The organism is Chryseobacterium sp. UYP7, from assembly GCF_056279225.1.
Genome location: NZ_JBWBQW010000002.1, coordinates 692627 through 714824, shown reverse-complemented (window position 1 = coordinate 714824; position 22198 = coordinate 692627). Strand labels below are relative to the sequence as shown.

The 22198-nt window shown below is 33.8% G+C and carries 17 protein-coding genes and 1 rRNA gene; 11 read left to right on the top strand and 7 right to left on the bottom strand.

The features are described 5' to 3' along the window. Positions 1–89: ribosomal RNA gene (gene rrf / locus ACZ9HT_RS07595) — 5S ribosomal RNA — on the top strand; the annotation flags it as partial. Between the two features lie 358 nt (positions 90–447). Here the strand turns inward: rrf and ACZ9HT_RS07590 are convergent. Next, positions 448–873, bottom strand: coding sequence for a hypothetical protein (locus ACZ9HT_RS07590; RefSeq protein WP_476039863.1), 426 nt, complete (start codon positions 871–873; stop codon positions 448–450). 367 nt (positions 874–1240) lie between these two features. Here ACZ9HT_RS07590 and ACZ9HT_RS07585 point away from each other — a divergent pair, with 367 nt between their 5' ends. Continuing rightward, complete coding sequence (locus ACZ9HT_RS07585) at positions 1241–2086, top strand: DUF2911 domain-containing protein (protein WP_476039862.1); 846 nt, start codon at positions 1241–1243, stop codon at positions 2084–2086. 54 nt (positions 2087–2140) lie between these two features. Here the strand turns inward: ACZ9HT_RS07585 and ACZ9HT_RS07580 are convergent, their stop codons facing one another. Then, positions 2141–2563: a very short patch repair endonuclease gene (locus tag ACZ9HT_RS07580; RefSeq protein WP_476039861.1), complete on the bottom strand. Its 423-nt coding sequence runs from the start codon at positions 2561–2563 to the stop codon at positions 2141–2143. 147 nt (positions 2564–2710) lie between these two features. Between ACZ9HT_RS07580 and ACZ9HT_RS07575 the strand changes: the two genes are divergently transcribed. The 8 genes from ACZ9HT_RS07575 to ACZ9HT_RS07540 are packed head-to-tail and all read left to right on the top strand — an operon-like array spanning position 2711 to position 11617. Further along, positions 2711–3907: a DNA cytosine methyltransferase gene (locus ACZ9HT_RS07575; RefSeq protein WP_476039860.1), complete on the top strand. Its 1197-nt coding sequence runs from the start codon at positions 2711–2713 to the stop codon at positions 3905–3907. Positions 3908–3917: 10 nt separating this feature from the next. Then, positions 3918–4694, top strand: a complete 777-nt coding sequence (locus tag ACZ9HT_RS07570) for an HNH endonuclease (protein WP_476039859.1) — start codon at positions 3918–3920, stop codon at positions 4692–4694. A gap of 3 nt (positions 4695–4697) precedes the next feature. Continuing rightward, positions 4698–5039: a hypothetical protein gene (locus ACZ9HT_RS07565; RefSeq protein WP_476039858.1), complete on the top strand. Its 342-nt coding sequence runs from the start codon at positions 4698–4700 to the stop codon at positions 5037–5039. A 7-nt stretch (positions 5040–5046) separates the two neighbouring features. Further along, a complete protein-coding gene (locus ACZ9HT_RS07560; protein WP_476039857.1) occupies positions 5047–6141 on the top strand; it encodes a DUF3644 domain-containing protein in 1095 nt (364 codons plus the stop codon). 53 nt (positions 6142–6194) lie between these two features. Further along, a complete protein-coding gene (locus ACZ9HT_RS07555) occupies positions 6195–6443 on the top strand; it encodes a hypothetical protein (protein WP_476039856.1) in 249 nt (82 codons plus the stop codon). Positions 6444–6469: 26 nt separating this feature from the next. After that, positions 6470–8266, top strand: coding sequence for a Z1 domain-containing protein (locus ACZ9HT_RS07550; protein ID WP_476039855.1), 1797 nt, complete (start codon positions 6470–6472; stop codon positions 8264–8266). 3 nt (positions 8267–8269) lie between these two features. Further along, entirely contained in the window at positions 8270–9238 is a 969-nt protein-coding gene (locus ACZ9HT_RS07545; RefSeq protein WP_476039854.1) for a PD-(D/E)XK motif protein, read from the top strand. A gap of 3 nt (positions 9239–9241) precedes the next feature. Further along, on the top strand, positions 9242–11617 hold the full coding sequence (locus tag ACZ9HT_RS07540; RefSeq protein ID WP_476039853.1) for an AIPR family protein: 2376 nt from the start codon (positions 9242–9244) through the stop codon (positions 11615–11617). Positions 11618–11627: 10 nt separating this feature from the next. Here the strand turns inward: ACZ9HT_RS07540 and ACZ9HT_RS07535 are convergent, their stop codons facing one another. The 5 genes from ACZ9HT_RS07535 to hutH all read right to left on the bottom strand — a co-directional run bounded on the left by ACZ9HT_RS07535 (position 11628) and on the right by hutH (position 20202). Then, positions 11628–13292, bottom strand: a complete 1665-nt coding sequence (locus ACZ9HT_RS07535; protein WP_476039852.1) for a sodium:solute symporter family protein — start codon at positions 13290–13292, stop codon at positions 11628–11630. Positions 13293–13664: 372 nt separating this feature from the next. Continuing rightward, positions 13665–16103: a PIG-L family deacetylase gene (locus ACZ9HT_RS07530; RefSeq protein ID WP_476039851.1), complete on the bottom strand. Its 2439-nt coding sequence runs from the start codon at positions 16101–16103 to the stop codon at positions 13665–13667. 171 nt (positions 16104–16274) lie between these two features. After that, positions 16275–16670 carry a hypothetical protein gene (locus tag ACZ9HT_RS07525; protein ID WP_476039850.1) on the bottom strand — a complete coding sequence of 132 codons (396 nt, stop codon included), beginning with the start codon at positions 16668–16670 and terminating at the stop codon, positions 16275–16277. Between the two features lie 290 nt (positions 16671–16960). Further along, positions 16961–18673: a T9SS type B sorting domain-containing protein gene (locus tag ACZ9HT_RS07520; RefSeq protein ID WP_476039849.1), complete on the bottom strand. Its 1713-nt coding sequence runs from the start codon at positions 18671–18673 to the stop codon at positions 16961–16963. A 41-nt stretch (positions 18674–18714) separates the two neighbouring features. Further along, a complete protein-coding gene (gene hutH / locus ACZ9HT_RS07515) occupies positions 18715–20202 on the bottom strand; it encodes a histidine ammonia-lyase (RefSeq protein WP_476039848.1) in 1488 nt (495 codons plus the stop codon). Between the two features lie 179 nt (positions 20203–20381). On the opposite strand from hutH, the gene uvrC reads away from it, so the two are divergent. After that, positions 20382–22190 carry an excinuclease ABC subunit UvrC gene (gene uvrC / locus ACZ9HT_RS07510; RefSeq protein WP_476039847.1) on the top strand — a complete coding sequence of 603 codons (1809 nt, stop codon included), beginning with the start codon at positions 20382–20384 and terminating at the stop codon, positions 22188–22190. Positions 22191–22198: the final 8 nt, after the last annotated feature.

The window sequence follows — 22198 nt, the reverse complement described above, 5'->3', positions numbered from 1 at the left end:
GGGCTCACCTGTTCCCATTCCGAACACAGAAGTTAAGCCCTCTAGCGCCGATGGTACTGCGTAAGCGGGAGAGTAGGTCGCCGCCAGTCTTTTTAAAAGCTCATCAATTAATTTTGATGAGCTTTTTTTGTGAACGATAATCAGATAAAAATGATGTCCTTGAAACAACATGTCAAAAGGCTATTGAAGATAGATAACATTTTACAAATTAAAGCTCAATCTACTATTAACTTTTTCCGTCAGACCGGAAAATTTGTACTCTTCATTAACATTTCAATTCGCTGATTTTAATAATGAATTGTTTGCGTTGACCAAGTATCAATTAAATTGTGGATTCAAGAACCTATGGATTTCCAATAAATGAGAATTTACTATTTTACAACTCAGTTAAATCATATTTAGCTCCTCATTTTTATAACTCTGCAGTAACGTATCATTGTGAAGATTTTATTTTGAATCAAGAGTCTGCTCTGATGGTAACACTTTCGTGTAAGTATTCATTCCCAGCGCACTTTTTCGTTGACTGCAAGAATCTGAAATTACTTCTAATTTGAGTTTGTCGTTCACGATGGTAAACTTATACGTTCCTTGTGAAAGCATGGGACATGGAGAAGCTCCGCTCGTTTTTACCACTGTAATGTTATCGCCATCTATGGTGTAGGTCATCTGTTCGATCGCCTTGTCGTTAAACATAATCGTATAAATATCCTTTGAGAATTGTAGGATCACCGTTTCCGGAGAAGGAATGTTGGCTATTCCCTGCCATTCTGTGTTTTCAAGAATATTGTTTACTGCTGTTTTTTCCTGCGCTTTGATTGAAACAGTACATAATACAATACCGATTATTGTCAATAATTTGATGAGTGTTTTCATTGGTTTAAATTTAAGTAAGCAAAGGTCTTTCTTTTCTGCCGGAGATTTTCCCGTATTATCACCCTTTTTCTATTTGTATCATCCTAAAAGTTTAAACTTTTGAATAAGACGAAAATTTTATTCTAGCCCAGATGGAAGTGGCATCCTTTTTTGCTCGTACTGATTTGATTCTATATCTAGCTATTCTTAGCAAAAAAGATATAGCGGACAGCTGGACTGCTTTTTTGAGAAGCGAAACTTTGGTTGCTTCTGATTGAAGGAACATTTCTTAGTTTCAGTTCAATATATTGTTTCCTCATTTTCGACTTGGTATTCATTCTAATTTGAAGTATCTTTAAAACTTATTGATAATCAAATAAATTAAGTAATGAAAAAAAGTATCTTATCGCTATTATTAGTTGGAGCAGTCGCAATGGGCAATGCACAGGTGAAAACTCCGCAACCAAGTCCGTCTGCAACGGTGAAACAATCCATTGGACTTTCTGAGGTTACCGTGGAATATTCCCGCCCTTCTGCGAACAGTCGTAAAGTTTTTGGTAATCTGGTTCCGATGAATCAAGTTTGGCGAACGGGTGCAAATGGTTCTACCGATATCACTTTTAAAAATGATGCGACTTTTAATGGCATAGCTATTCCGGCCGGAAAGTATGCGCTTTACACGATTCCGTCAACGAACGATTGGGAAGTCATTCTTTATAAGGATACGGAACAATGGGGTGCGCCGAAAGAATTGAAAGCAGATCAAATTGCAGCCAAGACCAAAGTGAAAGCAGAGAAAAGTTCGACCATGTCTGAAACTTTTAATATCGGTTTTGATGATCTGAAAACAGATAAAGCCAATCTTGTGATGAACTGGGAAAATACGATGGTGAAAGTTCCGATCGTTATGGATTCTAAGAAACAGGTTTTGGAGTCGATCAGTACGACTTTGGTTTCGAAGGAGGCAAAAGCCGGGGATTATCATCAAGCTGCGAGTTATTATCTTCAGGAAGGAATGGATCTGAAGAAAGCTTTGGAATATACGGATAAAGCGAATGCACTTCAACCCGATACGTATTATATGCTCAAATTAAAATCTGAAATTGAAGCAGCAAATGGAATGAAGAAAGTGGCAATTGCTACAGCCAATAAATCTTTAGCGCTAGCAAAGAAAGAGGGGAATGAGGATTACGTGAAAATTAATACGGATAATATTGCGAAGTGGAGTAAATAAGAGAACTTCGGTTTGTTTAGAATAATAGAGGATGCCAATTTTTGGGGTCCTTTTTTATTCTCCATTTTTAATCTCCGTAATAACTCTCTGTAGAGTTTCTTCAAATTTTTTAGTTTTAAGTTCGCATTCCCACACAGTGATCACTTTCCAGCCTAAATTATTTAGTTTTTCATTGTTGATTTTATCCCTTTCTACAGTTCCATTGATTTTTTCAGTCCAGAAATCTGTACGTGTTTTTGGGATAATAAAATATCTGCAACCTTCATGACCATGCCAAAAACAACCGTTCACCTGAATGACAGTTTTATATTTTCTTAAAACAATGTCCGGTTTTCCCGGAAGTTTAGTGTGGTGAAGGGAATATCTGAAACCTTTTGCGAAGAGTGCTTTACGGAGTTTAACTTCAGGTTTTGTATTGGTGCCGCGAATTTTACTCATGTTAAAACTTCGTTGCTGCTTAGTATGTCGGTCTGCCATTAGGTAATATAGAAGATTTTATTATAAAATGTAAATTAAAAATACAGTATGAAAGATGAGATTTAAGTAGTGTCTAATTACTTCAAATTATTTAAATATCATGCTATTTTTTCAAATATTTTGGATTATATTTATCTTTTTTCAAATATGCCAAAATTAAACTATATCGATTTATTTGCAGGTGCGGGTGGACTCTCAGAAGGATTTATTCGTGCAGGGTTTGAGCCAATCGCTCACGTGGAAATGAATAAAGATGCATGCGATACTTTAAAGACCAGAACCGCTTTTCATTATTTGAAAGCGTATAACCGCATTGATGAATATCAAGATTACCTCAAAGAAAAAATTACACGAGATGAATTGTGGAATAAAATCCCAAGTCATTTAATAGCTGCTGTAATTAATAAGGAAATATCTCCAGAGACATTGCCTTATATTTTTGAGAAAATTGACGAAGAATTGAACAATAAAGAAGTTGATTTAATTATTGGTGGACCACCTTGTCAAGCATATTCTGTCGCAGGAAGAGTGAGGAAAGATATGACAGACGATTCCCGAAATCATCTGTACAAATATTATGTTGAATTTTTGAAGAAATACAAACCTAAGATGTTTGTCTTTGAAAATGTACCCGGGATTTTATCTGCTAATAATGGAATCTACCTTCAATTGATTTTTCATGCGGTACGCGAAGCTGGTTACGAATTAGACAAACAAGTCTTGAATGCACAAGATTTTGGAGTGTCGCAAGATAGAAAGAGGATTATCATCATTGGCTGGAGAAATGATTTAGAGTTTGAATATCCACAGTTCGATAAAGCGAAAAATGAATTCGAAGTTTTAAAACATTTGTTTTCGGATTTGCCAAAAATTAAAAGTGGACAAGGAGAATGGCGTGTTTCTAAATACACCAGAGCCACAAATGATTATTTAGAAAATTCTGGAATAAGAAATGGTGTTAATTTTACCACGCAACACATTTCCAGATTTAACAATGATAACGATTTGGAAATTTACAGAATAGCTGTTGATAAATGGGTAAATAAAGGCAAGCGTTTGAATTACGGAGAATTACCGCTGCGATTGATTAAACACAATAATGTAAAAACTTCTACAAATAGATTTCAAGTGGTTAATCATGAAAGTGTTTGCCATACAGTTGTTGCTCACATATCAGCTGACGGACATTATTATATTCATCCCGATATTCATCAAAACCGTTCGATTACTGTTCGTGAAGCAGCGAGGATACAGTCTTTTCCAGATGATTATTTTTTTGAATCGAGCAGAACGGCAGCTTTTAAACAAATAGGGAACGCTGTTCTGGTTTTGAGCGCTGCTTAATAATTTAACTATGGAAAGAAGATTGTGGTCTCGTGAAGAATTAATTCTTGTGTTTAATTTATATTTGAAATTACCATTTGGAAAAATGCATACCAGAACGCCAGAAATTATAGATATGGCAAACTTAATTGGTAGAACTGTAAGTTCCATCGCAATTCGCCTCACAAATTATGCAGCGTGTGACCCTTATCACAAAGAAAGAGGTGTAAAAGGAATGGTTGGAGGAATAAAACAATGTCAACCGATTTGGGATGAATTTTTTAATAATCAAGAAGAATTGATTTTTTTAAGTGAAAATATTTTAGCTGAAAAAGAAAATTTAACTATAGAAACTAAATTTGATGATTTGCTTTTCGACTTAAAAGATTTAAAAGGTGAAACCAAACTTCGTCAAGTAAAAACAAGGGTGAATCAAAGTGTTTTTAGACAAATAGTCGTATCAAATTATTCTGGGAAATGTGCAATTTCAGGAATAGATTTGCCGGAATTACTTTTTGCAAGTCATATAGTTCCGTGGTCTAAAAATGAGAAAGAAAGATTGAATCCTGAAAATGGAATTTGTTTATCTGCACTTTATGATAAAGCTTTTGACAAAGGTTTGATTGGCTTTAATGAAAATTATCAAATTTTACTTTCGGAGAAATTGCAAAAGAAAAAGGATGTAGAATATTTTGGAAAATATTTTAGTCATTTGGAAAAACAATCATTAATACTTCCACAAAGATATTTTCCGAAAAAAGAATTTATCCAATATCATTTAGACGAAGTTTTCAATAAATTTAATTAATTTATGAATACAAATTTTTGGAAAAGAGACGAAACTCGACAAGTAATTATTACAAAAACACTAATTCCAAATGAAAGTAATTTCGATTTATTTGCAACTTATTATAATTTAATTGATGTAAAAGGTTTGTCTTTTCATTTAAAAGAAAAAACGGAAATCGAAATTGAAAAATTGTTTAGACGAAATAACTTCGAATATCTTCTTTTACAACGCGAAAATTTTAAAGAATTTGTGATTATACCTAATGAGAATCTTGAAATTTTAACCAATAAAATTATTTCAAATATTAATTGTTGCCCTAATGAATCTGCAGTTGTTAATTTACTTTTAAATAATATGAATTGAAAATATTATGCAATTACGTAAAGGCAAAACTAAATCATTATTAGAAAGTTCAATAGACTGTGCGTTATTATCTGTAGAAATTTATAATAAACCAAGAGCACCATTTAGAGTTGAAAGTTTCATTACTCATATGATAATGTCTTGGACAAGACTTTTGCAATCCTACTTTAATCATACAATTGGTGAAACTTTTTTTTACAAAGAAACAAATGGTAGATACAAATTAATTGACGGAGAAAAAAAGGCATGGGAATTAAAGACATGCATTCAAAAATATGGAGGGCTTTCAGAAGCTGTTAAATCAAATCTTGAATTTTTCATAAAACTTCGTAATAAAATAGAACATAGAACAATTTCGAAAGATGAAATCGGCTTGATGATTTTTGGAGAATGTCAATCTTTACTATATAATTATGAAAATGAATTAATTAAGTTATTCGGCTCAGAATATGCCATCAATGAAAGTTTAGCATATTCACTTCAATTTTCAAGGTTAAGGACTGCAAAGCAAATTGAGGCAAATAAAAAATTATTATCCACAGAAGTCAAAGAGATTAAAGATTTTATTGAAAAGTACTGTTTAAATGTTAAAGAAAGTATTTTTAACACTCAAGAATTCAGCGTAAAATTAATTCAAATTCCTAAAATTGCTAACACTAGTAGAAATGACTTGGCAGTGGAATTTGTAAATTGGAATTCTGTTTCTGAAGATGATAAAGAAAATTATGAAAAGATGGTTGCTTTAATAAAAGATAAAGTTGAAAAAAGAGAAGTAATTAATCCTGGTAAATTAAAGCCAGGTGCTGTCGTTAAAATTGTAAATCAAAGTTATCAAAACAAATTTAATCATTACGATCACAAATGTTTACACTTTATTTTTTCAATTAAGCCAACAATAGAAGATGGAAATAGTATTGATCCGTTTGAAACAAATATTAAATATTGTCATTATGATGAAGCACATGACGATTATTTATTTAAAGATGAATGGGTTGAGTTTATTGTTGGAAATATAACAAGTGGAACTTTAACAAGAGAAATTTGGAAATCAAGTTTTGATAAAAAAGAAAAGTTAGATATTGACACATTTGAAATACAATAAGCAATTAAAACAAAAGTATTCTCGAAAATCTTATCGATTGGCTTTCAAAAGATGTGAATGCAAAAATTGTAGACGGTTCGCCAAAACTTTTTGATGTACCAGTTTTAATCATTGATGACGAAGCAGACGCGGCTTCCGTAAATGCTTCTAAAAGCATAGAAGACATTAAAACCATCAACAAACTCATCCGAACTTTACTAAATCTATTTAACCAAAATACTTTGATTGGTTATACCGCAACACCTTATGCAAACCTATTTATTTCTCAAGAACATAATGACGAAACAACAACGCTTGAATAAATAAAGAATATAAAATTGGCGAGGATTTGTTTCCAAGAGATTTTATTATCAATATAAAAGCACCCTCAAACTATGTTGGTGCAGCCAAAATATTTGGAATAGAAAATCCTGACGGAGAAGAGAAAGAACCTTTAGATGTTTTTCGAGCGATTGATGATTATGACCCACCTTTTTTCAGAACTATTAATAAGCACAACAAAGGAGAATTACCAGATTATTTGCCACCAAGTTTAGAAAAATCCATAAAATCTTTTATTCTTACTTGCACAATCAGAAGATTGCGAGGACATGAAAACAAGCATAATTCTATGTTGATTCACGTTGCGCTTTTGGTAAAATGGATTGATAGAGTTGCAGCACTCGTCAGTAAAAAAACAAAAGAATATGCAAATGCAATTAACGGTGATGACGAAACACTTTTAAATGAACTGAAAGAATTATTTGAAACAGATTTTGTTCCAACTACAGATAATATTTTAGAAAATTTAGATTATAAAGATGTACGAATTAAGCAACATACTTGGGAAGAAGTAAAAACAGAACTGAAAAAGGCGGTTTCTAAAATTGATGTTCGAGCAGTTCACGGCACTCGTTCTACAACTAATTTGGAATATCACAACATTGAGGAAATTGATTATAACAGATACGAAAATGGTTTGTCTGTAATTGCAGTTGGCGGTAGTAGATTATCAAGAGGTATTACTCTTGAAGGTTTGTCGGTAAGTTATTATTTACGAACCACAAAAATGTATGATTCGCTAATGCAAATGGGACGATGGTTTGGATATCGCCCTGGTTATGTAGATTTATGCAGATTATACACAACTGAACAGATTTTTGAATGGTTCAACCACATCACAATGGCGACAGAAGAAATGCGAAATGATTTTGATGAGATGGCTGTTTCTTATACGAGACCTAAAGATTATAGGTTAAAAGTAAGAAATGACGAAAAAAATAATAATGGGTTATTCGGAAATCATAGTGGTCTTTTAACAGTGACTAGTTTAGCTAAACTAAATTTTTCAACAATTATTTATATTTCGTTTTCAGGAACAAATAAGCAAACATATCAATTAAACAAAACTAAAAGCTCGATTGAGAATAATTACAATTCATTTAAAAACTTAATATCAAATATTGGTTTTCCTAAATTAGAAAACAGAAAGATCTCGCGAGACAAAATCAGATATTTATTTTATCCGAACCATAGTATTGACCCAATTTGTGAATTTCTGGATTCTTTCAAAACGGAACAGCCAAATATAAAAAATGGCATGTTTAGCGATTATATAAGAGCTCAGTTTAAGGAAAAAAACATCGCAGAATGGAGTATTTGCGTTGTATCAAATACTGATGAAAAAGTTTTCATTGATTATAAAGGAAATACGCCAAGAGATGAAAGAAAAACAAATGAAAATGTATTGCCAATTTTAGTTACTGCAAATAATGAATCAATAACTCTTGGTTCTAGCATTCGAAATCAGCGAAAAGAAAGCTGGAGTAGTGAATTCTATATGATTTCTAAAAACCAGATAGATGATCTTAAAGATCGACAAGTTGATTTATCAACAGATAACTTATTGACTTCTGAAAATATAAAAAGCCAAAGAGCTGTAGAAAAAAAAGGTCTTTTACTAATTTATTTATTAGACCCACGAGGAGCGAGAATTGACGATTCAAAAACGCCAATTATCGGATATAGTTTACATTTTCCAAAGATAGAAAAGGAAAAAAAAGTTTCTTATACTGCTACAATTAATAAAGGTTTTGAAGAAGAGCCGCAAGAAGATGATGATTCACCGAATACTGATAACGATTAATTTATGGTAAACATTAAATCGATTTGGGATACCCAAAAACCAACTGGCAACAATATTATAAAAACTAGAATAGAAGATATTCCGCAGTTGCACTGTTATGCTGCAACTAATCATATTACTGGACAGCATTTATACATCATGTCCGTTTCCAGAAATATTGAAATTCCTGGACTCAAGAATTTTCGTTTCAAAGGTGTGGAGATTTTCACGATAGAAACAGAAAAAGATTATCAACTTAATATTTATCTTTTAGATAATGAACTAAAAGATATTTTCTCACTATTTATCCAAAATATTTTAGAAGATATAGCAGAAAGTATTACAGAAAATGTAGCTATAACCAAAACATTAAATGTAATTTCTAAATGGAAAAAACTTTTTGATAAAATCAATTTTAATGGTTTAAGCATAGAGCAACAAAAAGGATTAACTGGTGAATTACTTTTTATCAATTATCTATTAGACCAAGAACACTCGCCAGCAAAAGTTTTAAATGCTTGGACAGGACCAGATTTTGACGACAAAGATTTTGTTTTTGGCGCAGTAGGAATTGAAATCAAGTTTACAACATCAAAATATCCAAAATTAAAAATAACAAATGAAGGTCAACTTGATACTCAAAATCTGAATCAATTATTTCTCATTTTATATAGTTCAGAAGTTGTGAAAGAAAATGGTTTTTCGCTCAATTCATTAATTCAACAAACAAAAGAAAAATTTTCTAAAAATTTGAATGACCTTAAATTTTTCGAAGAAAGATTATTGCTATTAGATTATCTCGAGGATGATAAGGAGCAGTACAACACAATGTACTCTTTGAAAAAAACTTACAGTTATTTGATAGAAAATGATTTCCCAAGAATTATAAAATCGATTCTTCCGCTTGGAGTTTACAATACTTCTTATTTTATAGAATTATCTGCTGTTGAAAATTATTCAGTAAGTTTTGACGACATCACTTCAAAAATTTAATTGATGGAAAAAGCTTTGCAAAATTATATAGAAGAATTAAAATCTGACGTAGCTTCTTTGGTTTATTCAGATGGTGAAGGAGCTAGTTTTGAAGATAAGTACACAGAATATTGTGTCGAAGTTTTAGAATCTATTGGTAAATCTGAAGGTGCAAGAATTCTATCTTATATTCATCCAAATTCCAATGGAAGCATAGATTGGAAACTCAACGGATATTGTTTAAAAGATAAATTCAAAGATGAAAATAATAAAACCTATTTTGAAACTTTAGATTTATTTATCACTTATTTTAAAAATGATAGTTACGAATACAATATCAATCAGGCAGATTATACAAAATCTCTTAACCAGATAAAAAAGTTCATTAATGCTGCTTTAAAAAGGCATATTGATTATATAGACCATTCTCACACAGAACTTTATGAGCTTTTAAAAATAATTGGAAAACAAGGAAAAGATTTTGATAGAATAAATGTTTATTTTTTAATAAATGGTTTTTCTAACCATGAAAAAGAAAAAATTGAAATAATTGATGTTGATGTTTTCGTGCATACTTGGGATATTGCAAGGTTATTCAAAGTTAACGAAACGAATAGTGTACACGAACCCATAGAAATAGAATTTGAAAAATTTTCTGAAAATGGGAAAGGTTTACAGTGTTTGCAAGTTCCTTCTATAGATGAAATGTACGATTGCTATCTTGCTATAATTCCGGGAGAAGTTTTGGCAAATCTATACAAAGAATTTTCTAATGAATTGCTGGAAAGTAACGTTCGAGCATTTTTGGGACAAGCAGGAAAATTTAATAAAGGTATTCGAGATACTATTCGCAATAAACCGCAAATGTTTCTGCCATACAACAACGGAATTACTGCAACTGCAGAAAGTGTTGAGATGAAAGTTGTGGATAATCAATCAGTCATTAGCAGATTAAATGATTTTCAGATTGTAAATGGTGGACAAACCACTGCTTCACTTTATCATACACAGAAAAAATATAAAGATGCAGATTTGAGCAAAATTTTTGTTCAGATGAAATTAACGGTCATAAAAGATAAGGAACAGAAAAATATTGAAGTTCCGAATATTTCACGTTTTGCCAATAGTCAAAATAAAGTTTCAGAATTAGATTTATCTTCAAATAATCCATATTTTGTTTATTTAGAAAATTTATCTCGAAAAAAATATGTTGCCAATGCAGAAAACAAAAATCAATCGTTACTATGGTTTTTTGAAAGAGCCAACGGTCAATATCGAGAAACACTAAATAAACAAACGCCTTCACAGCAAAAGAAATTTAAAGAACAAAATCCATCACAACTTAAATTTGTAAAATCTGATGTTGCAAAATATATTAATTTATGGGAATTGGAGCCAAATTTTGTAGCGCAAGGTTCGCAGAAAAACTTCATTCATTTTACTAAAAAAATAAATGTTTTAGTAAGTAAAAATAAATTTCCGGGTGAGAATTTCTATCGTAAACTTATTTCTAATGCTATAATTTTTAAAACTGTAGACAAATTATTTGGCAGAAAAGGAGTAGATGCAATTGGTGATACTAATTTAAAATCTTTTTCAGTTGCTTATACTGTTTCTTATTTTCATTATTTAACAGATAATCGAATAGATTTATGGAAAATATATGACAATCAAAAAGTAGATGATTTTTTGAAGAAAACTTTTAAAACTCTTTTAATTTTTGTTTATAATCATTTAGTGAGTGCAGCAAATAATAGTTTGATTTCGGAATATGCAAAAAGAGAATCTTCTTGGAATGTTTTGAAAGAAACGAAATATTATGAAAACTTGCAGGTCTTGCTAAAAGACTATTTGATTAGCAAAGAAGAAAAAGAGGTACGTGAAACTGAAAAAGAAATTGATGCTAATAATGAAGAAGATCGGCTTTTTATCATTAGTGAAATTCATAAATTAGGATTGAAATTTTGGGACGGATTTAACCGATATCTAAATGTAAATTCGATTGAAAACTTTAATGGTCAATCTGTAGAAGCATTATTTAAAAATCTACAGAAAAATAAAAATCTTTTACCAAGAGATATAACTATTGGAAGAAAAGTTATTCTGATGCTTTCAGACCATGCTAATTTATTGGACGAGATAAAACCTTATTCAAAAATGGAAGAAAAGGAAACGGTTGAATTAAAATTTATGTTTGATAAATTAAAATTACTTTCAAAAGACGATTGGAAAAAAATTATAGATTTGGCAAATCAAACAAAAATTTTCACAATTCCAGAATTAGGAAATGTAAAATCCATACAAACTTCTATTTTTAAGAACGAACAAATAAAAGAGCAGGCATTAATGAAATGCTATGAATCTCTTACAAAACTTAAACGTTTTGGAATTAAAATTTGATAAAATAATTTTACACAGTTTCCTTTTTCATAAACGGTTCCAGCATCCCCGCAACCCCAATCATCAACAAACACCCAATCGGATTCAGCCACAAAAACTCTAATTCAATAACTTCTTTTACATCTAAAAAGTAAAGCAGAATAATCACAGGTTCTACAATTAAAATACTCCACATCGTTGCCTTTCCTCCGATTTTCGGGAAGAGGAAAGCGATTGCGAAAACGCCGAGGATTACTCCATAAAATAAGGAGCCAATAATGTTCACTGCCTGAATTAAGTTTTCAAACAAACTCGCATTCACCGCAAAGAAAATAGCGACCATTCCCCACATTAAGGTGAACAATCTGGAAGCATTCAAGTATTTTTTTTCTGAAATATCAGGTGCGAAATTTCGCTTATAAATATCTACCACGGTCGTTGTGGCCAAAGCATTAAGTTCTGAAGAAGTTGAACTCATCGCTGCAGATAGAATAACCGCAATCAATAATCCGACAATTCCGGTTGGCAAATAATTGAGGATATAGTAAATGAACACATAATCCTTATCATTTGATTCAATATTCGGGGCTTCTTTATTGATTAATTTTTTTACATCTTCTCTGATGACGACTTCTTTTGCCTGAAGATCTTTCAGTTCCGACATGACGCTTTCTGAATGATCGGTTTTCCAGACTGCAATTTTTTGCTTTTTCTCTTCGTGAATTTGATCATAATCAGAATCCAATGCTTGATATTCTGTATTGTTTTTCAGACTTTGAGAAAGTGGATTAAAATTTAAGGGTGTTTTTTCAAACTGAAAAAAAACAAAAACCATGACTCCAATAAAGAGGATGAAAAATTGCATCGGGATTTTGAACAAGCCGTTAAAAAGCAATCCAAGTCGCGCTTCTTTCAAACTTTTCCCGGTGAGATATCTTTGCACCTGACTTTGATCGGTACCAAAATAACTTAAAAATAGAAACGTTCCGCCCAAAAATGCAGACCAAATATTGTAGCGGTTGTTCAAATTAAATTCAAAACTCACGGCATTGAGTTTCCCCATTTTACCGGAATAAAGCAACGCATCATTTAGATCTAAAGGTAATTTTTCCACGATGAGAAAAAAGGCCAGAAACATCCCAATAAAAATGACGATCATTTGTTGTTTCTGCGTCTGACTCACCGCTTCCGTACCACCAACTAAAGTATAAATCGTGACCAGACTTCCGATCACAATGTTGGTCAAAATCAGATTCCAACCTAAAATAGTGGACAGAATAATGGCCGGCGCAAAAATCGTAATTCCTGCTGCCAAACCTCTTTGAATTAAAAAAAGAATCGCTGTTAAAATTCTGGTAGAAAGTCCAAACCGTTTTTCTAAATATTCATACGCCGTTAAAACGTTCATTTTGAAAAATTTCGGAAGCACCCAAACGCAGAGAATAACCATCGCGATCGGCAACCCAAAATAAAATTGTACGAATCCCAAACCATCGTGGTAGGCTTGTCCGGGAGTTGATAGAAAAGTAATGGCACTGGCTTGTGTCGCCATAATGCTTAATCCGACCATCCACCACGGATTGGTTTTTCCGCCTAAAAATGATTCCGATGTTTTTACTTTCTGAGACTTATAGATCCCATAAATTACGATGAATAATAAGACGAAAACCAATACTGCCCAATCTAAACTCTTCATTTATAATAGTTTTGAAATAATAACATGGCAACTATCATCAACACCGTAATGATTAATAGCGCGGTGTAGAGCGTTTTCCAATTCGTATTTTTTTCCTGATTCATATTTTAGCTCATTTTTTTTAAATTTTTGGCGCACAGATTTCATAGATTTTCACGGATGATTTTTTATAATTCTTAAAAAATGATTTTTGCATTTTCACATTTGCAAATCAACAAAGATTTGTTTAAATCTGTGCAAATCCATGTGTAAAAAACGCTCACAGATTTCACGGATTCTCAAGGATTTGATATTGTTTTGTCATGTCACTGTAAAAAAATCAGTGCAAATCTGTGTTATCTGTGTGCAAATTTTCAGTTAAAATCTGTGCGCTTATTTTTTCGTTTTTCCCAGCGCCAAGATATTCATAAATAATTTATACGCGCCCGGAACTCCCGCTGGTAATTCTCTGAAGAACGATAAACCCGTATAAACATAAGTGCCTTTTCCGTATTTTCCAGCCAGTAAAATTCCTTTTTGTGGAGATTCTCCGGTATCATTTCCTTCCAATAGTGGAATTAAATTTTGATCATAATCATCAGCGAAATATAATCCTCTTTCCTGAACCCAGTTGTCCATATCTTTTTCTGTAATGATATTTGGAGTATTAAATACTGGGTGATTTGGAATTAAAAATTTCAGTTGTGCATCTTCTTCAGAGATTCGGTTTCCACCTAATTTTAATAAAAAAGGTGCGATTTCATCCGTCAGTAAACCGCGGTTCACATTGTATTGATTAATGACCAAACCCCCGTTTTCTATAAATTTCCAAATGTCTTTATTGATCAAAGCCATTTCTGGCTGCGTGTTATAAATTCTGATTCCTAAAATTAAAACATCATAATTCTTTAGAAGCGATGGATTCCAGTTTTTTAAATCCAACTCATCAACTGTCAAACCGATTGCTCTTAATGAAGATGGTATTTCGTCACCCGAACCTTTGAGGTAAGCGACCTTGACGGCCGGAATTTTCAAATCTAAATTTTGAATTTTTGCCTGCGCGTTTCTGATCCAAATTTGTCGGTCGATATGCGGATAATCGACTACATTTAAAGATTGATCATAAATTTTCCCCTGAGATTCTACGATGGCTTCTATAAAAGAGTTCGCGTTTTTTGAAATTGGTTCTACGGTAAATTGCACTTTTTTCTTTTCCCCAATTTCTTTGAAATTAATTGTTTGTGGTTCCGAAACTTTCCAGTCTTTACTTGATTTCAAGGAAACTTTTGCGGAAGAATTGGCAACGAAACTTTGTACGTCAACCGTTATTTGTTTTGGTTGATTGCTGAAAATGAAATTTTCCTGATCAAAATTCGCCACAAAAGAAGGAACGATATAAAACGGTTCGTAACGTTCACCAATAGAAGGATTCACTGTTTTTTGTTTCAAAGGAATATTGAAATCGATCTTTGTAGAACCAAAATTAATGGTGATCGCTTTTTTTACAGGATCCAAAATTTCAGGTTGACCGATGTCTTCTGGATTATTTACGACGTACAAATTATTTTTCGGAGTTTCCGGTAGCCAATATGGATTGGATATTTTTGCATCAACCAGTTTTAATTTCTCTGTTGCTTTAAAAGATTCGTTGGCTAAAATTTCTTTGTGGCCACTTCCAGAAATGGAGATATTTATGGGTGAATTACTTCGATTTGTAATTTCTAAATTAGTTGAAATTTCCTGATTCAAAGTTCCGAAACCATTTTTAGTAGTCCATTCAAAATAGATTCCCTGCGTTTGTAAAATTAAATCTTTGATCTGTTTCAATTTTAAATCATCTGCATTGCTCTTTTTCAAAAGGTCATAAACTTGAAGTAGATTATTCAACGAAAGTTGCGGATTGCTATAATTAAATTCAGAAACCGTTTTATCCAGTTGAGTTTTAAGAGTTCCACTTTCTGAGGCGAGTTTTATTCCTTCGAAAATATCGTTGGATTTCGGTTTGTCGCCTTTTAAAAATTTTAAATATTCCAGATCTGACCCTCTTTCCAAAGCCATTCCGAAACCTTGACAAGCATGTTTGCTTCGTGCTTTAGAGGAAATTTCATTATTGGAAATCCCGAGTGTTGGATAATAATTTCCAACATTGATAGAGAATAAATCACTTTTGTCGGCTTTATCAAAGTTTTCTTTACTGCCATAAAACCACCAACTCGTATTGTAAAATAGTCGCTTCGGTTGCCAGGTTTTTACATATTTCAACTGTTCCGGAAAAGCAGTTGAATCTCCTGCCAAATCAAATGCTTCCATGGCTAAAAGTGCCGAAGCGGTGTGATGACCATGCGTTTCTCCATTGGAATTTGGATCAAAACGGGTAATGATAATCTCAGGTTTATTTTTACGGATCGCCCAAACGACATCGCCTAAAATTTTCTGTTTGTCCCAGAATTTCAATGTTTCAGTAGCGGTTTTAGAATAGCCGAAATCTAAGGCTCGCGTAAACCATTGTCTTCCTTTATCGACTTTTCTGGCTTCCAATAGTTCCTGGGTACGAAGCAATCCTAATAATTCTCCTTTCTCGGTACCAATTAAATTTTGTCCGCCATCACCTCGAGTTAAAGAAAGATAAACCGCATCAACATGTTTTTCGTGCGTCAACCAGGAAATAATTCTGGTGTTTTCATCATCGGGATGTGCTGCCAAATACATGACCGTCGTATCATTTTGCAAGCGAAGCAGATCATCGTAAATTTCGGAAGAGCTATGTGAAACAGATTGTGCTGAGAAGAAATAGGATATAAAAAGTAAAATTCCTAGAAAATATTTTATCATAGGCTAAAGATAAAAAGTTATTCTAAAATTCTTTGCATAATGGTCAATCTTTGCAGGATATTTTTTGAGTTTCATCTTCACGAAAAACCCCGATCGGATACGATCGAGGTTGATTGCATTATTTTAAAGTTGAAAGTTTTAAATTTTGATTCGATCTTTTCAGATTTCGCCTTAATTTTCGAAGGCTACCTTTTTAAAATTAGAAACCGTCATATTATACTGGCGGGAATCGCATTCATCTGAAACGTATTTTAAACTCAGTAGATCGCCTTCAATAATATATCGGTAAACCCCTTTACTTTTTACAGGGCAAGGCGAACCGCCCATTGTTTTCTCGATGTGTAAAGTGTCATTAGTCACCGTAAACTTCATTTGTTCGATCATCTTGTCTTTCATTAGAACATCAATGTCGTCTCCGGTAAATTTAAGAACCACATTCTGAGCCATGGGAACATTTGCAATTCCAGCCCATTCTGTGTTGTAAATTGGATTCACCGGTTTTGCTTTATTACAACTCAGTAAAATTGTTGACGCTGCAAGTAGGAAGATTTTGATATTGGTTTTCATCGTCATTTGTTTTAAGTTTTAAACAAATTTTAGATTTTCATTAAATTAAATTTCGGGTGGATAAACCCATTTTAAAATTTCAATAGATTTTTTATTTGGACATAACTTCAATACCTAAAAATAAATGTGATGAGTAAACTTTTCCGCGATAATACAGTAATATTCTTCTGGTATTCAGTGCATTGCGAAACATGAGGATTGAATTGCCCATTTTTTAATCGATAAAAAAAATTTTTGAAGAACTGATTTTGGATCTCTGAATATTCGCAACATTGTTTCTTTTGAAGATTTTAATAATTTTTAAGTAGTATAAAACCCGTATATCTTTTTTCTTTTTCAGCTGAGTAAATAATGTACCAGTAGGTTCCGGTTTTAAGCGGTCTTCCTAATGAATTTCTTCCGTTCCATTTAAAGTTTTCGTCAAGTCTACTTTGATACACTTGTTCCCCGAAATTGTTCAGAATATTTATTTGGTAATTAGAATTTTTAAAAGCAGGATATTTTAATTCAAAAAAATCATTGAACCCATCACTATTGGGCGATAAAACATTATTAATATGAATGGTTTTACGGAATTCCTTACTCCTGCATTTTTTATTATTGACCACGAATACAGATATTTCACTGATCGGAAAGCTCTCAAATCTTGGATTTTGTTGCTCTAAACCGTCTAAAATGTAAGTAAATGGTTGGTCTGTTCCATTGGCATCTATAAACAGGTATTCTTGATTGTTGGTTACATTGTTAAGAAAAATATCCGACTGTATCACCGCAAAATTTTTCTCTGCACTACAGCCCGTTCTGGTATCGTTTACAATTAGTCTATAATTTCCGGGTTGTTGAGTTGATAAAACTGGAGTATTATTTGACAGTAGTGTATCTCCATAAAACCATTTAAAAGAGTGGTCATCTGATGAAAGTTTTGAATCAACAACCACGGTACTAAAATCTCCGTTATAGCAGAGGGTGTATTCGTCTTCAATATCGATAAATGGCGGAAGATTAATTTGCAGATCAATCGGTACAATTTTCTTCACACCGCTGTAAAGATTTTCAGAGCGCAGATAAATGGTCTGCTTTAACGGGATTTTATTTTGATATGGAAATTGAATACTATTGATATTATTTACAGCATCGTCATATGATTCGAAGAGGTTTTCTTCTATTTTCTGGGCTTCATGTTTTCCGGCAGCGCCCCACCATTGTTTATTTGAAGAGTTGCTCGGATTTACTAAAATAGTTCTGGTAGATAAATCCTGTATCTTAATTTCAAAAAGCTCCTCTGCACTTACGCCATAAAGTTTACCATACTCAGAGGCTAATCCCCAGGTTCCCTCTTTTACCGACCCTAAATTAACGTGAGAAACATAATCGAAATTGGAATCGACCGTTACTTCATACAGATCATTTATTCCCGAAAAAGCCGAATAAGCCCAGGAAATGTACATTTTGTCACCCACCATTACGAAATCTCCCGAAGGATAACCGTCGCCGAAGTCATGCCACGGTTTAAAATTATCGAAATCATCAAAAGCCGCCCTGCTCACGATACTGTTACCGTTGCTTTTGTACAAATTATCGAGCCTGTCGAATGAGAGTGCTTGAATATCTCCCGGTGCGGCTTGACTTACCGGTGTTTTCGCACAGGTGGTGTCATCAACTTTATAAATGATTCTTTCCGCGGTACTTAGATAAATTTCCTTTTTGGAGTTTACGGCGATCTCAAAAAAAGTAGTTGATGCAGGAGTTGGTACACAAAGGTATTCGATCGAGGGAAAAGCCGTATCTATATTTTTAATTTTAAGAATTCCATCCTGGTAACTCGTAATATAGATTTCGGCGTCTTCTTGATTTTCTTCTTTGTAGAGTTGAATTATTTTTTCCCTGTCGGCCGCAGAAAAAGTATAAATACCGTCGTAATCATTGTCGCATACCTTATAGGTAAGCTGTGAATAGGAAAGATTGAAAATAGAAATACAAACAAAAAATAAAATTTTTCGCATAAATTCTGAAGTTAATTTAGTGGATAATGTATTTCAATTTTCTAATTCACCTCAAATTTCCGATCTCTGATCAAGTCTGCGATCGCCAGCATATCTTCGCCAATCAAACGGTCTTCTTCTAACTTTGCCACTTTTGTTCGGATCAAAGAGTAGGCGTTTTCAATATATTTTGAACATTTTGCCGGACGACGGAATTCTAATCCCTGCGCACCAAACATCAGTTCAACGGATAAAATATTTTCTAAATTTCCTAAAACCTGATTAAATTTTCGGCCCGAAATACTTCCCATCGAAACATGATCTTCCTGTCCCAAACTGGTCGGGATTGAATCAGCAGACGCGGGAAAACATAACGTTTTATTTTCCGTAACCAAAGCTGCAGAAGTATATTGTGGGATCATAAATCCGGAATTTAATCCTGAACTTTCGGTGAGTAATCGAGGTAAACCGTATTTTCCTTCGAGTAAAAGATAACTTCTTCGATCTGAAATATTTCCCAGTTCTGCCGCCGCCAAAGTGCAATAATCTAAAGGCAAAGCCAATAATTGTCCGTGGAAATTTCCACCTGAAATTGATTCTTCAGCACTTAAAATAATTGGATTATCTGTAACAGAATTAAGTTCAATTTCTGTTAAAGTTTTCAAATGTTCAAAAGCATTTCTGCTTGCGCCATGAACTTGAGGAACACATCTCATTGAATAAGGATCTTGTACGCGATCACAAAATTCATGAGCGTGAAGGTTTTCGGAATTCTTCAGAAATTTGCGCATTCTTGAAGCTACCTTCTTGCTGCCGTCGAACGGACGAATATCGTGGAGTTCTTTTTTGAAGGGACTTGCAGAACCGCGGTAGGCTTCTAAACTCATCGCCGCCGTTAAATCTGCTAGATCTAAAATGTATTTGAACTTATTTAAGCCTAAAATAGAATGTGCTAAAATAAATTGGGTTCCGTTGATCAAACCTAAACCTTCTTTTGGCCCCAGTTGCAAGGGTTCTAAATTATTTTCTGCTAGGACTTCTGCGGTGTTTCGGATCTCATTTTTATCCCAGACTTTTCCTAAACCTAAAAGCGGCAGTACCAAATGTGCCAAAGGCGCCAAATCTCCGGAAGCGCCAACAGAACCTTGCTCCGGAACAACCGGAATTAAATCTTTCTCTAACATCAAAATTAATCGCTCGATGACTTCTAAGGAAACTCCCGAAAAACCTCGCGATAATGCGTGGACCTTCGCGATGATCATGACTTTTGATAAGTCTTTGGCGATCGGTTTGCCTACGCCAACGGCGTGTGAAATAATTAAATTGTATTGAAGTTGTGCCGTTTCTTCCTCTGAAATTTTAACGTCACACAAAGGTCCGAATCCTGTGTTGATGCCGTAAACCGTGCGATCTGAAGCAACGATATCTTTCACGTTTTGCTGAGAAGTAAGAATTTTCTGTCTGGATTCTTTGTTCAGTTTTGCTTTTTTTGGATCATTTAAAATTGCGATCACATCGCTAATTGTGAAGGTATCTACACCGTAAATCATTGCTTAAAAATTTTCTTAAAAATACAGCTTTTTGATCGAACGCAAAAACCCACGCCCCGGATTGAGTGGAGCTCTTTTTTATTGGTGGCTGAGCGAAGCCGAAGCTACCAATAAAAAAAGCGGGAACGGAATACGGATTAAGGCGCCCAAATAAAAAATCAATTGCGTATTTTTGTACTATGAATGCTGATCTTGAACTACAACTTAAAACTTTGCCCTCTGAACCCGGAGTTTACCGGTATTACGATAAAAAAGATCAGCTTTTGTACGTGGGAAAAGCGAAACATCTGAATAAACGCGTGCTTTCTTACTTCAATAAAAATCAGGCAGGTTACCGAACGCGGATCATGGTGAGCAAGATCTTTCGTCTGGAAACAACTATCGTTCCGAGTGAATATGACGCGCTGTTGCTGGAAAATAATCTCATTAAAGAACATCAGCCGTTTTATAATGTGATGCTGAAGGATGACAAAACCTATCCCTGGATCTGCATAAAAAACGAAGATTTTCCGAGAATTTTTTTAACGCGCAATAAAATAAAAGACGGTTCTGAATATTTTGGTCCTTACGCGAAAGTTCGTCCCGCAAAGATTCTCCTCGATACGATTAAACATATTTATAAAATCCGGTCCTGCAATCTGAATTTGGCTCCGGCAAAAATTGCGGAAGGAAAGTATAAGGTTTGTCTGGAATTTCATATTAAAAACTGTGAAGGCCCTTGCGAAATGCTGGAAATGAAGCAGGAATACGATGAAAAGATCGATGCGATCCGTGGAATCATCAAAGGAGATTTCCGGAAAGCAAAAGAATATCTGACGCAACAAATGGTTCACTTTGCCGAAAAATTAGAGTTCGAAAATGCCCAGATGATCAAAGAAAGAATGGATGTTCTGGATAATTACCAGCATCGCCACACGGTGGTAAACCCGACGATCAATGATGTTGATGTGTTTGGAATGACAAGTGATGAAACTGCGGCGTACGTGAATTATTTTAAAATTCAGAACGGAAATATCATCCAGAGTTACACCACAGAAATCCGCAAAATGCTGGAGGAAAGTGATGAAGATATTCTGGAAGAAGCCATGATCGAGATCCGCCAGAAATTTGATTCTAAATCAAGAGAAATTTTGATTCCTTTTCATTTGACGCTGGAGATTCCGAATGTTAAGTTGATTGTTCCGAAAGTGGGCGACAAGAAAAGAATTCTGGAACTTTCTGAAAGAAACGCGAAGGAATACCGCATCGAAAAGTTGAAAGCGGTACAAATTGTAGATCCGGAAAGACATACAAACCGAATTATGGCAGAAATGCAGCGCTTGTTGAGAATGCCGGAAGAACCGCGTCATATTGAAGGTTTTGATAACTCCAATATTCAGGGAACAAATCCGGTTTCGGCGTGTGTGGTCTTTAAAAATGGAAAACCGAGCAAAGCTGATTATCGGATTTTTCATCCGAAAACCGTCGTAGGTGCAGATGATTACAAGACGATGGAAGAAGTGATTTATCGCCGCTACAAAAGACTGTTAGATGAAAATGAGCCCTTGCCGCAATTGATCTTGATTGATGGTGGAAAAGGTCAGCTTTCCTCTTCTGTAAAAAGTCTGAAACTTTTGGGACTTTATGGAAAGATCACGATCATCGGAATTGCAAAACGCCTGGAAGAAATTTATTTCCCGGAAGATTCTATTCCTTTGTATCTGGATAAAAAATCGGAAACCTTAAAAATTCTTCAGCGTGTTCGGGATGAGTCGCACCGTTTTGGCGTGAAACATCATCGTGTGAGACGGAAAAATTCAACCATTAAATCGGAACTGGAAGAAATCCCGGGAATCGGCGAAAAAGCAATTGAACTTTTACTTTCAAAACTGAAATCGGTAAAAAGAGTCAAAGAATCTTCGCGTGAATCGCTAGAGGAGATCATTGGGAAAAGTCGTGGTGGTTTGGTTTGGGAATATTTTAATGATCAAGAAAAAGGCGCCAATTAGGCACCGTT

What these genes read in the sequence shown, in the direction of transcription:
- ACZ9HT_RS07565 (WP_476039858.1), top strand. Translation starts at nt 4,698, where the DNA reads ATGAATACAAATTTTTGGAAAAGAGACGAAACTCGACAAGTAATTATT.
- ACZ9HT_RS07545 (WP_476039854.1), top strand. Translation starts at nt 8,270, where the DNA reads ATGGTAAACATTAAATCGATTTGGGATACCCAAAAACCAACTGGCAAC.
- hutH (WP_476039848.1), bottom strand. Translation starts at nt 20,202, where the DNA reads ATGATTTACGGTGTAGATACCTTCACAATTAGCGATGTGATCGCAATT.
- ACZ9HT_RS07585 (WP_476039862.1), top strand. Translation starts at nt 1,241, where the DNA reads ATGAAAAAAAGTATCTTATCGCTATTATTAGTTGGAGCAGTCGCAATG.
- ACZ9HT_RS07560 (WP_476039857.1), top strand. Translation starts at nt 5,047, where the DNA reads ATGCAATTACGTAAAGGCAAAACTAAATCATTATTAGAAAGTTCAATA.
- ACZ9HT_RS07590 (WP_476039863.1), bottom strand. Translation starts at nt 873, where the DNA reads ATGAAAACACTCATCAAATTATTGACAATAATCGGTATTGTATTATGT.
- ACZ9HT_RS07530 (WP_476039851.1), bottom strand. Translation starts at nt 16,103, where the DNA reads ATGATAAAATATTTTCTAGGAATTTTACTTTTTATATCCTATTTCTTC.
- uvrC (WP_476039847.1), top strand. Translation starts at nt 20,382, where the DNA reads ATGAATGCTGATCTTGAACTACAACTTAAAACTTTGCCCTCTGAACCC.
- ACZ9HT_RS07580 (WP_476039861.1), bottom strand. Translation starts at nt 2,563, where the DNA reads ATGGCAGACCGACATACTAAGCAGCAACGAAGTTTTAACATGAGTAAA.
- ACZ9HT_RS07535 (WP_476039852.1), bottom strand. Translation starts at nt 13,292, where the DNA reads ATGAAGAGTTTAGATTGGGCAGTATTGGTTTTCGTCTTATTATTCATC.
- ACZ9HT_RS07525 (WP_476039850.1), bottom strand. Translation starts at nt 16,670, where the DNA reads ATGAAAACCAATATCAAAATCTTCCTACTTGCAGCGTCAACAATTTTA.
- ACZ9HT_RS07540 (WP_476039853.1), top strand. Translation starts at nt 9,242, where the DNA reads ATGGAAAAAGCTTTGCAAAATTATATAGAAGAATTAAAATCTGACGTA.
- ACZ9HT_RS07520 (WP_476039849.1), bottom strand. Translation starts at nt 18,673, where the DNA reads ATGCGAAAAATTTTATTTTTTGTTTGTATTTCTATTTTCAATCTTTCC.
- ACZ9HT_RS07575 (WP_476039860.1), top strand. Translation starts at nt 2,711, where the DNA reads ATGCCAAAATTAAACTATATCGATTTATTTGCAGGTGCGGGTGGACTC.
- ACZ9HT_RS07570 (WP_476039859.1), top strand. Translation starts at nt 3,918, where the DNA reads ATGGAAAGAAGATTGTGGTCTCGTGAAGAATTAATTCTTGTGTTTAAT.